Origin of the sequence: Leptospira sanjuanensis, assembly GCF_022267325.1 — a bacterium.
GTDB classification, from domain to species: Bacteria; Spirochaetota; Leptospiria; order Leptospirales; family Leptospiraceae; genus Leptospira; species Leptospira sanjuanensis.
Genome location: NZ_JAIZBG010000001.1, coordinates 81160 through 94760 on the forward strand (window position 1 = coordinate 81160; position 13601 = coordinate 94760).

The window sequence follows — 13601 nt, forward strand, 5'->3', positions numbered from 1 at the left end:
GATCTACTCCCTCGAATCGTTGCGACGAGGCCGGCTATTTTACTCCCCCGTAAAAATAGACCACCATTTCTTTTTTTCTTCCGGAGAATTTGCGTTTCTCGGATCGGAAGAAGAATCAGAATCGTAAGATCTTTCTCTACCGAGGTCGTGCGGACGCGACGGATCTCTTCTCTTTCTAACATTCTGCGGAACGGAGCGTCTTAATTCTTCCAATTCTTTTTGAGCGGAAGCGCTGGACTTAATATAATTTCGTATATCTGCCCATTCGGGATCGTGTTCGTTCCCGTAGACGGCGTAATTCATAAGATCAATCGAATCAAACTCAGGCATAGAGCTTCTTTCCAGGTATATTTATGTGAATGGGTAAAATTCCCACAATCTCATATAGTCTTCTCAGGGGAGCGATGTTGCAAGAGTTTTCATATCGTAAGTTCTAAAAAATGCGGTCTGAGCGTTGAACACCGAAGGTACGGGTCGAAAAAACGGAAAAGAATTTAGTCTTCGAATTTTCTTTTTTATTCTCCGTTTCTGAAGATCGGCCCTTCCAAATCCGAAAGTACTATTGATGGAGAATAGAGAGCCTGATTTCGGAAAACGACATAATCTTAGAAATACGGAAGTGAAACAAAATGAAAGTCTAAAAAAGAATGAAAAAGGAAGAATCCTCCCGTTTCCCAAAGGAGTTATTTGGAATACGGAAAAGATAAGAAAACTCTGTGAAAAGTTGTTCTTTCAGTGAAGGCTTGCGCGACGAGAAGATCCTGAAAGATTGTCTTTTTTTTAAAAATATAAGAAATGCCTTCCTACTTTTTCAAGAGTTGGGATATGATTTTGTTAAAAGGATAACATCTTTTTTTTAGGCGTAGTGGTTAGAATGGAAATTTCAAAAGAAGATTATTCCGTTGAAACGGAAAAAAATCGCGGAAGAATCAGAATCTCCGGAACGCTTCGTCTCCTCAACGTCGAAGAATATGATCCCATCATCAACCAAATCGAAACGATGCTCGACGATTCCGGTCGCGGAAAAGCGGTCATCGACATTAAGAATTTGGATTTTTTAAACAGCGCCGGAATCGCGAGTTTATCCCGATTCGTGGCCGCTTACGATAAGAAGAATATCAACAATGTCGAGATCAAAGGAAACAAGGATCGATATTGGCAGATTAAATTTTTGGAAAATCTTAAAAAGCTTAGATCGGAAATCAAAACAACTCTTGAGTAACGGGTTTTTCCGTTTCAAGCGTTGATGGATTTCAATTTTGTTCTTTCAACTTCGTTCAAGTCCAAATAAGCGCGCACGATGACTTCGTAGGTTCCGTACGAAATTTCGCTGATCAAAAAACCGAGTCGCACGGGAAAGTCTTTCGAAAGAAGCAAAAGGCCGATTCCGGAATTCGGCTCGTTTCCTTCTCCGTCTTTCAACTTGCTGAGATAGAGTTCGTCCGAGTTTCGGCTGATCAATGCGGAAATGGATTTTTCGAGTTTGTTTTTGGAAGTTTCGTCCGTGGAATTTTTAATTTCGATTTTTATGATTTCGGAATAATACTTCAGATCTAAAAAAATTTCCCCTTTTCTATCTTTGGAAAATTTCGCAGCGTTTTCGATGAGTTCGTTTAACACGATTGAAATGGTATTGGAAGCGTCGGGATCCAGCGTTTCCTGAAAAGAACAGTAGTTGGAAACGTAATCTGCGGTGAGAGAACAACGTTTCCATTGAACGCGCAAATCCATCGGCCGAAGTCTGAGAGTGAATTCGCTTTCGCTGGGAAGAGAATCCGGTATCAGATTGTAATGGCCGTATTTTACAGGATAACTCATAACGTTTCTTCGGACCTGTTTAATCCGACGACTAGGATTTCCAAAATAGAAACTTTGATCTTCGCGCGGGAAAGTAAAAAATCCGTTTCCACTAAAAAAGGAAGTCGCTTTAAAAAAGGTTTCTTAGTTTTTCCAGATATTCTAATCGATCTGAATCCGATTCCGACGGCGCCCAGGGCGCAAAACCCTTGTCAGTCGCGGGATCGTACGGTCCCGATTTTCCTTCAAAACAGATCGCGGTTTCGGAAAGACAAACGAGAGTGTGGTATACTCCGGGTGAGATATCGATTCCGTATACGGGACCTTCGGAGCTTAAAAGATGCGTTTCCCTAATCGAACCGTCTTCGTTAAACAGAACAAAGCCGAGGCTTCCTTTTAAAACCAAAAACGTTTCCGGTTTCGGCGGGTTTTTATGTCTGTGTGCTTGGATGTACGTGTCCTTTGTGAGGACGTTTAAGAATCTCTGGTATACTTCGGAAAGTTCGTGAAAGTTGTGATTGGCTCTCTTTCGAGGGGAGGTATTTGCCTTTTGCAGTACCTCCGAGAAGAGGGAATCCGTAAGAAGTTGTTTAAGCGGTTTGGAGGAGTTCGAGTCTGGATTCACAGTACTCAATAAGATACGACTTACACGCCGTGCAAGTATTTCCTGCATCGACCCTTTCCATTATTTCTTGGTAGCTTACGCCTTCCGATTTTGCAGTCTCTACAATCGTTTCGAAGGCTACTTGTGCGCAGTGGCATTTATCCATTTTGAAATCCAACTCTTCTCTATCAGCGTTCCCTTACAATGGAAATGAGACTCAGTCTTAGTGTCAATTCGTACACTGCACTTTCGGAAATAATTTCGGTAAAAATTCAAAAAGTGAAAATTTTACGTTCGCTCATTAAAAGTGACATAATTTTCCAAAAGAGGTCCAAACAGGAAATTCTCCTTGGATTCAAAGATCAGTTTGAGATATCTTTCTAAAATGTAACGAATCTTCCGGAAGAAAAGTTCTTTGTAAGCTTAGAAAATTCTCCCGCAAGAGAAGCCGCAGAGTCTCTGCATAAGAACTCGAAACTGTTTGATCGAATCAAGTAAAAGAGGAAAAAGTTGGTGCGCCCAGAAGGAGTCGAACCTCCGACCTTCTGATCCGTAGTCAGACGCTCTATCCAGCTGAGCTATGGGCGCGGGTATCAATGGATATAGGATTCTAAACGAGAAAGGTGTTCCTCAGGAATCCTGAGTGCAATCTTTTTTCCAGTGGCGTAATTGTATAGCAGTAATCCTGAAATCCCTAGATAAATCAAAATCCCCGCAAGGTGAACCAAGTGACCTAACCAAGGTCCGGCAACCGGAATCCAGGAAACGAAAACACTTCCTAAAAGAAATCCAAGGAAATACAAAAAGTTAAGAAAGGACAATCCTGAATATTTTCGAACGACCGAATTTTCCCAATAAAAAGTAAACCCGATCAGCCAAGTTCCGAAAAGCGGTAGAGAAACCAGATACACTAAAAATCGCTCGGATCTTAAAAATCGATTCGTTGTTTCGGGAAGATTACGGAGAACCGGTTCGTATTTTTTTAAATATTCTTTGAATTTCATTTTCTATCTCCGGGAAAAAAGGCAGGGTATATTCTTTTTCTTGAAACGCGTTCCATGCTCCGAGCGCGCTGTAACCTAAAAATGCGATCCAAGAAACATAACTGATAAAGTCGGTGACGATCGGGTTGACTCGAATCAAAGAAAGAATCCAACTCACGATCGGAAATTCTCTCAAAAACCAAACTACCGAAGAAATCGCGATAAAACCGACGTTGAGTTTCAATGCTTGTATGATATGAAACGAAGCGAACCTCTGCGTCCTACGAAAAATCCAAAGGAACAGCCAACCGAAAAAAGGAACGTAAGAGATCGCGGCGATCAAGCCGGGGAATTCTTCGCTCTTTAAGATTCTCAGTGTTTCCTGAATAAATTCCTGGGTTTTGAACCGCTCAGAGGACATAGAGGTGAGAATTCCGGGTATCAAGTAAAATGAAAGCAAAATCCGGAGACGCAGGGATTCGAACCCTGGGTACAGTTACCCGTACGACAGTTTAGCAAACTGCTCCTTTCGGCCACTCAGGCACGTCTCCAAAGGTTGTCAGCGGAGAAGGTAGGATTCGAACCCACGGTGGGATTACCACGACGGTTTTCAAGACCGCTGCTTTAGACCACTCAGCCACTTCTCCTGACGGAATTACTTTACCGCGAGAAAACCCCCCTGTGTCAAGGTGAATTGTTCTTTGCATTCCCGGATCTTCGGATTTCCTGGAAGACGTTGTGGAACGAGATGAAAACCGACTCTGAGGGACATAAAGGTCGTCCTAAAAAACCCACCATGAACAAACTGACAGGTCCGATTTCGCTTAGGCCGCGTTCTTGGGTAAACTTGGGTTATTCGATCGCCAATTCGGAAGAAGGAACTTTCTTTTTAAAGAACGCGATTCCAGGAGAAGAAGTTCAAACGACAATTTTGAAACGATCCGGTTCTCTTCATTGGGGAGTTGCTTCGCGGATTTCCGATCCGTCTTCGGAAAGAATCGAATCGGATTGCGTTTCGTTTCCTCGATGCGGCGGTTGTTCCTATCGTCATGTTTCTTACGGAAAGGAGCTCGAAATCAAAACGTTTCTTCTGCGGGAAACTTTAGAACGCGCTTTTTCCAAAAATCATATTCAAATTCCTGAAATCGAAATTCTGAGCGCCGAGCCGAACGGATATAGAAATACGACTCAGATTCAATTGGGTTTTATCGGTTCCAAAAGAATCGCCGGATTTTACGAAGAATTCTCCCATTCGATCGTTGAACTTCCCGAAGACGGTTGTAAAAATCTTCCGAACGAAATGAATGCCGCTTTGTTCGAATTTCTCAAAAAAGAAAGAAGCGAATCGGCTCCTCTTTCCAAATCGAAATCCCTTTCGCTTCGGTTGGAAGGAAACAAGGCAGTTCCGTATCAAAAAGAATCCGTACGATTTCGGGAAACGGTTCGTGTTCCTGAATCCCGCGAAATCTTCTGGAACATACCGGCGGGCGGATTCTCGCAGGTGAATCGATATTTAATCGCACCTTGGCTGGAAAAAATTTTTTCCTTAACTCCCGATCGACAAACGGGAATATTAGAATTATATTGTGGATCCGGATTGATTTCGATCGCGCTAAAAGGTAAGGCGGAACGGTGGATCGGGTACGAACTTTCTTCCGCTTCCCTAAAACAAGCAAGGGAGAATGGAAAGCAAAACGGCGTTTCTTCCTTTACTTTCGAGGTTTTGAATTTGGAAACGGATCGGATTGAGTCGAAGGAAGCTTTGAATTCTCCGTTTTGGATCATGAATCCGCCTAGGGCCGGGTTGTCAAAAAAAGTTTCACAGTCGCTGATTGAAAATAAACCGAAAGGATTTTTATATTCCAGCTGCAACCATACGACTTTGGCAAGGGATCTTTCCTTGATTTTAAACGAAGAGTATCGACTTACGAACGTCGTTCTCGTCGACTTCTTTCCCCGAACAAAACATTTCGAAGTGATCGTAAAAGCGGAACGAAGAGAAGTTTCGGATTAAAAAATTACGATATTCTTTTTCGAAAATTTATTGATAAACCTTGCATGTTGACAGACATTTCTTTTGACCAAAATGATACACGGTCTTTGTAGGAGATAGTATGCGTTTCAATCTACTTTTTCGCTCTTTATGGGCGATCGTAATCACCGTAACTTTCGGTTTTTTCGGAACCGTTTCCCTTTCCGCGGACAGCGCTTGCCAGGGACTTTCGGCTTCCTCTTGTAAATCCAACGATGATTGCACTTGGGTAAGCGGTTATACAAGACAAGACGGAGTTTCCGTCGACGCTTATTGCAGGGCAAAACCGGGTAAAGGCGGAGATGACGATGGAGATCGTAGGCCGGTAAAGAAAAAGGATAAAGACGATGACGACGATTCTTCCTCTAAAGAGAAGAAGTCCAAAAAGAAAAAAGATAAGGATGAGGACGGAGACGACGAAAAAAAGTCCAAACGCAAAAAGAAGGATAAGGACGAAGACGATTCCGATAAAGACGACGACTCTAAAAAATCTAAAAAGAAAAAGAAAGATAAAGAGGACGACGGCGACGATGTAAAGAAGGAGAAGAAGTCCAAGAAAAAGGATAAGGACGACGATAAAGAGGATTCCAAAAAGTCTAAAAAGAAAAAAGACAAGGATGACGACGATAAGTCCGAGAAAAAATCCAAAAAGAAGAAGAAAAAAGATAAGAACCTGTCCCAAAATTGGGACAGAACCTTACAGCTTAATCTTTTGGTAAAACATAGTTAAGCGTTAGGACGGGCTGTAAGAACTAATCCCGATTCTATCTGGGTCGGAATATAAAAAGCCGGATTCACATCCGGCTTTTTTATGGTGATCGAAAATTAAGTAATTCTAATGTATCGTTCGATCGAATTCAATCGATCGTAGATTTCGACTGAAACCACTTTTTCGGACTTTTTCCGGTTCTCTTTTTAAATTCTCGGATAAAATGCGCTTGGTCGTAATAACCGGAAAGATAAGCCAAGTCGGTTAAATTGGATGATTCATCCTTGAGACGAAGCGCGTTTCGAAATCGAACCAGCGAAGCGTAATCTTTCGGAGAAAGCCCTAAAAATAGTTTATAATCTTTTTCTAATTTACTTTGGCTGATTCCCAAATCGGCGGCCAGGGTTGAAATCGAAATTTCTCCCGCCTGAGACCGGATTTTTTTGAGCGATTCGGAAATATACTTCGGTTCCTCTTTGTGAACCGTAAGACCGGATAAAAATCGTTTCCAAGCCCATCCCGATTCCCGATTTTCGTGGAACTCTTGCAGACAATCCTCTCGCAAATCATCGACTACGTTTTGAGTAACCAGCGTTTCCAAAGGAATGCTTTCGTTTACGATTTTGCTCATAGGAAGAGGTAAATACGGTGCGAGTGCATTCGGAGTAATTCGAAGCAAAAAAGAAATCGTATCCTGTTCCGATCGGAATGTTTTTTGTTCGGTCATCATTCCGGTAATTCCGATGACATTCAGCGCTTGGAAAGAATTCCCCTTAAGTGTGTGAATTTTCCCACGAACTTGGACCCCGAGTACGCAATATTCATCCGGAATGATTGAATAATCAGCCGTAGATGCTTGCGTAATTCGCTGCAGTTGAATCGATTGGAAGTCCAAGTTCATGTGTTCAATTGAATGTATCCGCTCGAAAACGAAAGATCAATTCTTTCCCGGTGTTTGAGAGAGAATTTTTTCGGTCATCGATTCGAATTTGAGTCTTTCTTCCGAAGGAAGCGTGGGAGCCACATAGCGAATCCAAAGTTTCAAGTCTTCAACCTTTAAAGAGGCCATGATTTCCTTCCGGTGATTTTCGAGTTCCGTGTCGCTGAACTCTTTCCAGAGATGCGATTGAGTTACGGTTTCCTCTTCTTCCATATGAACGAAATATCGGGTTTGAAATCGTATGAGCGTATTATAAAATTCTTTTTTGAATTCGGTCCTTGTCAATGTTTCGGAACCTTCGATTTGTTCCAGCAGACTTTGAATCGTTTCGATTTCTTTTTCCAAGAGGGAATGAACCGTTAAGTCTTTTTCGGAATAGGACGGATCGATTTCGCCGAGATATTTTAAACTGAACGCTTCTTCGTCTCTGGCATGGATCTCCAGGAGATGAATTATATCCGTACTCATTTTTTTTAAACGATTCCATTCTTCTTCGTTTTTGAAATCCGTTTTACCGGTTTCCAAAATCCAGAGGGAAAGAGCGTTTCTAATTCCTCTATGAGGAAAGTCATAAACTTCGATTCTTGCAGCGGTTTGTGGAATTGTATTCATGAGAAAAGTGTAACATTCCTTACGCACTAGGAATTGTATGAATTCGGATTTGGGAAATATCTTCATGACAAACTTCTGTCACAATGGTTTTATATCGAACGTTACGCCAAATTGGAAAAAATTTTTCTGCGTTAGGATCAATTTCAGTATTCCTGTTGACTGACCGTTCGTTACAGACCTACGATTGTTCTGGGCCAAAAACCCGGGCCGGCAGATGAACGAGGGATGGGACCTTGCTTACAAGGGCTTTTCGTTCTCCAGGCCTAAATGAAAATGGAGAATAGTGAAAGATGAAAAAAGCTAATTGGATTGCGACTCTTCTGTTTGTGCTCGGACTTTGTGCGGGAAGTTTATCCGCTCAGACTCAGGCTCAGCTTTTTGCAAAGCCTGGCGTTATCGGTGATTCTTTGAGTCACGGTTTTTTCGGTGCAACGGTTGAGAAAAAAACTCAGGATTGGGCTTATCCCGTTCTGGTCAGTAAACAAGCCGGATCTTCCGTTTCGTATAACGTTCTTACCGGACCTTATATCAACTTGGAAGACGTTCTTAAAGGCGATTGCGGAGTTTTCTGCATCGCAGGTTCCATCATCGGAGGAAACGGGTCCACCGTAAGCCTTCCGACTCACGCGGGAATTACGGGAGCTGAATATACTTCCGTTCTGAGAACTTCCGGTAAATGCGAAGACGTTACCGCAACAAAATGGGAGAAAGATTGGTATTGGGCGACATGGTATTGGTATACTTATCGCTGGGTACAAGTTCAGGATTGTAAAGAACCTGATAAATTCCATCAATTCGGTCTTCGGAGCTCCGGAACCCAAATTGAGATCATGGAAAAAGTCAGACCTAGCTTTCTTTTCGGAACCGTAGCCGCGAACCATGTACTTTGTACTGCGCTTTCCACCACTACTGCTTGTTTGGACGAGGCTCGTTATAAGAGAGACATTCGCGAAGTGATGAGACGTTTGGCTGCGATCGGAAGTTTAAAAGGCGGCGTGCTTTTTACGATTCCGAACGTGACTGCGATCGCATTTCTCGAACCTTATAAAGATCCACAAGGAAGAGCGAATTACACCGGATTGAAAGCATTCTTCCGTAATTCGGTATCCGATCCGAATCAAGTTTTGGATGCGGGTGAAGTCGCAACCATCACCAACTTCTTAACCATGTTGAACAACGAAGTTAAGGCTCAAGGTGCGGCGATGGGGTTTGCTGTCGCGGATCTGAAAGTTGTCTTTGATGATATCAAGGAGAACGGACGTCTTGTAAAAAGCCCTTCCGGTTGGAGCCCGGGTTATGCCCGTGCGAATTGGCCTTTGCCGAACCAACCAGGAGTTTTCGGTCTGGACGGAGTGCATCCGAACATGTTCGGACATTCGGTTTTCGCGAACGAGTTGATTAAGGTCATTAACGCACGTTACGGATTGAACATCGCTCAAGTCAGCGAATACACCGCTTGGTACTACGACAGCCTGAATAGAAATCCGGTGGACTTGAAGAAATTCCTGACCGAAACCATTTTCGGACAGTTCATTTCTTGGGTTATCGGAATTTTCGTGTAAGAAATTCTTCCTCGTTTAAACGAAGAAGAAAGAAGAATAAAAACGTCGCCTCCAATCAAGGCGGCGTTTTTTATTTTAAAAAGCGGGTTTTATGGAATTCAGAAAGAAACTCTTTTTTGCAGCGATCGCACTTGCAGTTTTATTGATATTATTCATCCTTTTTTGGCCCGAAAATCAGAAAAAAGAATCCCTCTCCATCGCGGAAGAAAGCGATGCCGTATTAAAAACAAAATATTATTCCGAAATGGATCCGTATTTTCCGGACGCTCCTCATCCGTTCAACGAAGATCCGGAGCTGGAAGGTCAGGCCAAAAAACTCTGGCCCGAAGCGTTTAAACCCAGAAAAACTCCAGAAGAAAAAGAACAGATTCGGAAAGAATGGACCGACTTTATCGCAAGATATCCGAAAAATGTGTACATCCCTTCGGAGTTCCGACCGGCTCTCAGCGAGGCCGAAGAAAAAGAGGCGAGAGAACGTCTGGATACGGTTGCGAATATGGAATCGCGGAACGCGATCGTCCGGTCGTTGGGAAAATACGCGGAGCCGGGCAACGAGCCGAAGGCTCCTTCGGAATCGAGCGTAAATCCCAAGGAACAGCTCGCTTACATCAATTATAAAATCGAGGAATTGGAATCGAGAATTCAATTGATTGAATATACGATTCAACAGGGAAAATTGAATCCGGAACAAATCGGAACCGCCAATCAGGATCTGATCGTTTGGAAAAAAGAACTTTCCACTTTAAGACAGGTGCAAAGTCAAATTCCGGGATCGTAATTCGACATCGCATGTCGTTGGACCGGGTCGATCTATAAACTTATCAGGAGATTTTATGCGATTCTTAATGGAACGTATTCAAGAATTCAAAGTTACAATTTCAAAAAAAACGAAAATCATAAAAGTATTATTTTTCATTTTGGTAATCTTGGGCTGTGGAGGACCGCCGAGGCCCGATATGCTTCCCGTCGCGGAAGCGAAACCGGAGTTGCCTTTGGAACAGATTCTAAAGGAATTGAGTTCAGAAAATCCGCAGATCCGCGCCCAAGCTATTTTAGAAGTTTCTAATAGAGATTACAAGCCGTCGATACCCGCCGTCCGCAATCTTTTGAAAAACGAATCCAATCCTGCGGTGAAAGGGACTGCGGCGATCGCCCTGGGAACTTGGAAGGACGGCGCTTCCACTTCGGAAATCATAAAACTGTTTTCTTCCGAATCGGGCGTAACGCCCGACATCGTGATGGAAGCGCTCGCGAGAATGGAAGATTCCTCCACTGCGAAAGTGATTCTTCCTTTTTTGCAGTCTCCGGACGCCACCTTGCGATTGATCGCAGTCGATACTTTGGTCCGCATCAAAGCGGTTTCTTCCGGCGAGGCGATTTTAAATTTAGCTCGTAAAAATAAGGATGTGGAACTCGCGAAAACATACGCGATGGCATTAGGAAAATTGAAAGTACGTTCGGCGGAATCGTATTTGGTCGAGCTGGCAAAAACGACCGAACCTTCACCGACGTTGGCGGCTTCTTATTTGGCTTTGGGAAGAATTTCGAGCAAGGGCGCGGTCCCTGTTCTGGTTCAAGGACTCGGTTCCGATTTTGATAAGGGCAGCGAGAATTCCATGATCGCTTTGATTGAAATTAAAGATGCGTCTGCGATCGCCCCGACGGTTCCGATTTTAAAACATACGAATCGGGAGATCCGTTATCGTGCGGTGAACGTTTTGTCCGAAATTCCTTCCTCTGAAACAGGACCCAAGGTTCAGAAAATTTTGGAAGAGAATAATCCCGATGCGATCGCCCCTGCCGCCTTGGTTCTCGGGAGAATTCGTTTTAATCCCGCTCGAACCGCGATCGAAAGAAAATTAGAAAACTTGCAACTACCGGATCGCGAAGTGATCGCGAGGTCGCTCGGATATCTCGGAGATAAAAAAAGCATTCCGGTTTTATTGAATGTTTTAAAGGAAAAAGACGGAGAAGGTCGATACGGGGCGGTTTGGTCCCTCGGGATTCTACAAGCGAACGAAGCGCTGGAGGATTTGATTCTCGCGTCCAAGTCATTCGATCCGAAACTTTCCTCCTTGGCCGTTGAATCCTTGGGTTTATTGCGTTCTCCAAAGGCGCTTGCTGCTCTGGTTGAAATTGCGGAGAAGAACCCGAATTCCGCATCGATCGTTATTCCCGCAATCGCTGCGATTCCAGGAGAAGAATCCCGCAAGATCCTGGAGAATTTTGCGCAGAAAGACAACGTTTCGCTGCAGCAGGTTGCGATTTCCGAGTTGGGAAAGAGAAAGGATAAAGCCAGTCTTCCGATTCTCATTAAAATTTTGGACGAGAATCGCGCGGCGAGTTCCAAACTTTTAATGTCGTCTCTTGCCTCGATCACAGGAAAGAACTTTTACTCTCGGAACGAATGGTTGAACTGGTATAAACTCAACTCGAAGTAATTAGGTTTATGTTTGATTCTAAATCGATCCCGCTCTTAGTAGCGGGATATATTCTTCTCTACGCAAGCTGTAAGACGGCTCCTCCGCCGAAAGATCCTTGGATCGTTCCTCCTTTGGAAGAATCGGAAAAGATTTTTCTGGCTCCTTTGGAGATGGATGAATTCGAATCCAAAGATCTCGGTGGAAGACATTATCCCGCTTCGAACGAACTTCGGATCGATCTATTCAAACCGTATATAGAAAACTTGGAAGGCGGTTATCTCGGCGCGGGAACGGATCAGAATTTTACGTTTATCGCGTGGGCTAAGAGCAAATACGCTTGGCTGATGGATTTCGATTATACGATCTGCTTGATCAATCGGATTCATCTTTTGTTTTTTAAACTTGCACCAGATCCTGAATCCTATCGCGAACTTTGGTCGCGCAAAAATAAACAAACATCCTTTCAACTGATCAAGAACGAATGGGAAAAAGATCCGGAATGGCCTTTGATCCGCGAGGCTTGGGAAGTGGCACATCGGGGGAAATCCGATATTCCGCAGCGATGGAACGAACTGGATCGAACCTCGCAACGATTCGGACTAAAGACGTTCATTCACTCCAAAGAAGAATACGATTACGTTCGGAACATGGTTCTTCAAGGGAGAATTCAAATTCTGAAAGGAGATATCAACGCGGAAAAGAGCATGCGTTCCGTGGGTGAAAGGGCGGCGCGTTTGAACGTTCCGATTCGAGTCGTTTATCTTTCCAACATCGAAGATTATTTTTCTTATACGCCCGGCTTTCGCGATAATCTATTAAGTCTTCCCACCGATTCGAAAGGAATCGTTTTGAGAACGATGCAAAACGGGACCAAGGAAGAATACGGATCGCCGGACGGAGAAAAAATTCCGGTCGATTATCCGTTGCATTACAACGTTCAATCCTTGGAAAATCTGCAGGATTGGATGCTTTTACCGGGACATCTCCATAAGGGAATCCTAATGCAATTTAGGACTCCGATACAGAAAGGATTTTCTAGGATTCAAAGCGAACCCGTTGAAACGTTGAAATGAAAACGATTCGGTTTGCCTTCTGTCTGCTTTTCGTTTTAATCTGCGGCTGCGCCGGTAGGAATCAGGAAGCGGTCGAGAACCGATCGAATTCGAAAACGAACGTTTCGAAAAATTGTAAAACCGATTTCGGTTTGTACGTTTTTTCCTATGGAAGAAGTCTATACCCCGATCGTTTTTTGAATGTGGAAGAAGACAAAGGAAATCGCGAAATCGTATACCTCTTTTATCTGATTCGCGTTCCCGGAAAAAATATTCTGATCGATTCGGGCTTTTTTAACGACATCTATCGAAAGAAATTCGGATTCTACAGTTTTGAAAGACCCGACGTTCTTTTAAAACGATGCGGAATCGATCCGAAAGAAATCACTGACATCGTACTCACACATTTTCATTTCGATCACGCGGGCGGAATTTTCCTGTTTCCTTCCGCGACGGTCCATATTCAAAACCACGATTTGGATCTTTTGAAAAAACAATCCTACTTTCCGAATCAAGCGAACTACATCCGTTCTTTGAGTTCTGTAAATCGAATTCACTCCTTCGATGGAACGTATTCTTTGCTTACGGATATGCGGATTCTTTTTACCGGAGGTCATACCCCCGGGTCGCAAGCGCTGGAATGGATCGCTTCTCCCGAAAGGCGATTTCTGTTTACCGGGGATGAATGTTATCTCATCCAAGAATGTAAGAATGGAATCGGTCTTCCGCAAGGCGCGGTATTTTCCACAAAACGAAATCGGGACTTTATCGAATACGTTCGAATCTTAAACGAGAAAGGAATCAAAATTCTTACCTTACACGATCCTTCGATTTTAACACAAGGCGAAGAACTCGCTCCCGGCGTTAGAATATTAGATTATTATTAA

The 13601-nt window shown here is 43.4% G+C and carries 15 protein-coding genes and 3 tRNA genes; 8 read left to right on the forward strand and 10 right to left on the reverse strand.

Annotation, left to right across the window (positions count from 1 at the left end):
• Nucleotides 1–39 precede the first annotated feature (39 nt).
• Entirely contained in the window at nucleotides 40–330 is a 291-nt protein-coding gene (locus LFX25_RS00370) for a hypothetical protein (protein ID WP_238728339.1), read from the reverse strand.
• A 544-nt stretch (nucleotides 331–874) separates the two neighbouring features.
• Here LFX25_RS00370 and LFX25_RS00375 point away from each other — a divergent pair.
• Nucleotides 875–1222, forward strand: coding sequence for a slr1659 superfamily regulator (locus tag LFX25_RS00375; RefSeq protein ID WP_238728340.1), 348 nt, complete (start codon nucleotides 875–877; stop codon nucleotides 1220–1222).
• A 14-nt stretch (nucleotides 1223–1236) separates the two neighbouring features.
• On the opposite strand, the gene LFX25_RS00380 is transcribed toward LFX25_RS00375, so the two are convergent.
• From LFX25_RS00380 to LFX25_RS00410, 7 genes are all read right to left on the reverse strand, one after another.
• Nucleotides 1237–1818, reverse strand: a complete 582-nt coding sequence (locus tag LFX25_RS00380; protein ID WP_238728341.1) for a slr1658 superfamily regulator — start codon at nucleotides 1816–1818, stop codon at nucleotides 1237–1239.
• A 109-nt stretch (nucleotides 1819–1927) separates the two neighbouring features.
• Nucleotides 1928–2470 (reverse strand): WbuC family cupin fold metalloprotein, encoded by a 543-nt coding sequence (locus LFX25_RS00385; protein ID WP_238728342.1) that lies wholly within the window; start codon nucleotides 2468–2470, stop codon nucleotides 1928–1930.
• Between the two features lie 442 nt (nucleotides 2471–2912).
• Nucleotides 2913–2989 (reverse strand) — tRNA-Arg (locus LFX25_RS00390).
• Between the two features lie 5 nt (nucleotides 2990–2994).
• The gene (locus LFX25_RS00395; protein ID WP_118954433.1) at nucleotides 2995–3405 is read right to left on the reverse strand and encodes a hypothetical protein; all 411 of its coding nucleotides are present in this window, start codon (nucleotides 3403–3405) and stop codon (nucleotides 2995–2997) included.
• Entirely contained in the window at nucleotides 3359–3805 is a 447-nt protein-coding gene (locus LFX25_RS00400) for a hypothetical protein (protein WP_238728343.1), read from the reverse strand. The genes LFX25_RS00395 and LFX25_RS00400 overlap by 47 nt, the downstream gene beginning before the upstream one ends.
• Before the next feature lie 43 nt (nucleotides 3806–3848).
• A tRNA-Ser gene (locus LFX25_RS00405) sits at nucleotides 3849–3935 on the reverse strand.
• A 12-nt stretch (nucleotides 3936–3947) separates the two neighbouring features.
• A tRNA-Ser gene (locus LFX25_RS00410) sits at nucleotides 3948–4031 on the reverse strand.
• Between the two features lie 101 nt (nucleotides 4032–4132).
• Here LFX25_RS00410 and LFX25_RS00415 point away from each other — a divergent pair.
• Both LFX25_RS00415 and LFX25_RS00420 read left to right on the forward strand, forming a co-directional pair.
• A complete protein-coding gene (locus LFX25_RS00415; RefSeq protein WP_238728344.1) occupies nucleotides 4133–5398 on the forward strand; it encodes a class I SAM-dependent RNA methyltransferase in 1266 nt (421 codons plus the stop codon).
• A gap of 100 nt (nucleotides 5399–5498) precedes the next feature.
• Complete coding sequence (locus LFX25_RS00420) at nucleotides 5499–6146, forward strand: hypothetical protein (protein ID WP_238728345.1); 648 nt, start codon at nucleotides 5499–5501, stop codon at nucleotides 6144–6146.
• Nucleotides 6147–6273: 127 nt separating this feature from the next.
• On the opposite strand, the gene LFX25_RS00425 is transcribed toward LFX25_RS00420, so the two are convergent.
• Both LFX25_RS00425 and LFX25_RS00430 read right to left on the reverse strand, forming a co-directional pair.
• The gene (locus tag LFX25_RS00425) at nucleotides 6274–6855 is read right to left on the reverse strand and encodes a helix-turn-helix domain-containing protein (protein WP_238728346.1); all 582 of its coding nucleotides are present in this window, start codon (nucleotides 6853–6855) and stop codon (nucleotides 6274–6276) included.
• A 207-nt stretch (nucleotides 6856–7062) separates the two neighbouring features.
• Entirely contained in the window at nucleotides 7063–7677 is a 615-nt protein-coding gene (locus LFX25_RS00430; protein WP_238728347.1) for a hemerythrin domain-containing protein, read from the reverse strand.
• A gap of 290 nt (nucleotides 7678–7967) precedes the next feature.
• On the opposite strand from LFX25_RS00430, the gene LFX25_RS00435 reads away from it, so the two are divergent.
• The 5 genes from LFX25_RS00435 (at nucleotide 7968) to LFX25_RS00455 (ending at nucleotide 13601) form a co-directional block, all read left to right on the forward strand.
• A complete protein-coding gene (locus LFX25_RS00435) occupies nucleotides 7968–9239 on the forward strand; it encodes a hypothetical protein (protein WP_118954429.1) in 1272 nt (423 codons plus the stop codon).
• Between the two features lie 91 nt (nucleotides 9240–9330).
• Complete coding sequence (locus tag LFX25_RS00440; protein ID WP_238728348.1) at nucleotides 9331–10017, forward strand: hypothetical protein; 687 nt, start codon at nucleotides 9331–9333, stop codon at nucleotides 10015–10017.
• A 178-nt stretch (nucleotides 10018–10195) separates the two neighbouring features.
• Nucleotides 10196–11680, forward strand: coding sequence for a HEAT repeat domain-containing protein (locus LFX25_RS00445; RefSeq protein ID WP_238728349.1), 1485 nt, complete (start codon nucleotides 10196–10198; stop codon nucleotides 11678–11680).
• Nucleotides 11681–11688: 8 nt separating this feature from the next.
• Nucleotides 11689–12735 (forward strand): LIC_10091 family lipoprotein, encoded by a 1047-nt coding sequence (locus LFX25_RS00450; RefSeq protein WP_238728350.1) that lies wholly within the window; start codon nucleotides 11689–11691, stop codon nucleotides 12733–12735.
• On the forward strand, nucleotides 12732–13601 hold the full coding sequence (locus LFX25_RS00455; RefSeq protein ID WP_238728351.1) for an N-acyl homoserine lactonase family protein: 870 nt from the start codon (nucleotides 12732–12734) through the stop codon (nucleotides 13599–13601). The genes LFX25_RS00450 and LFX25_RS00455 overlap by 4 nt, the downstream gene beginning before the upstream one ends.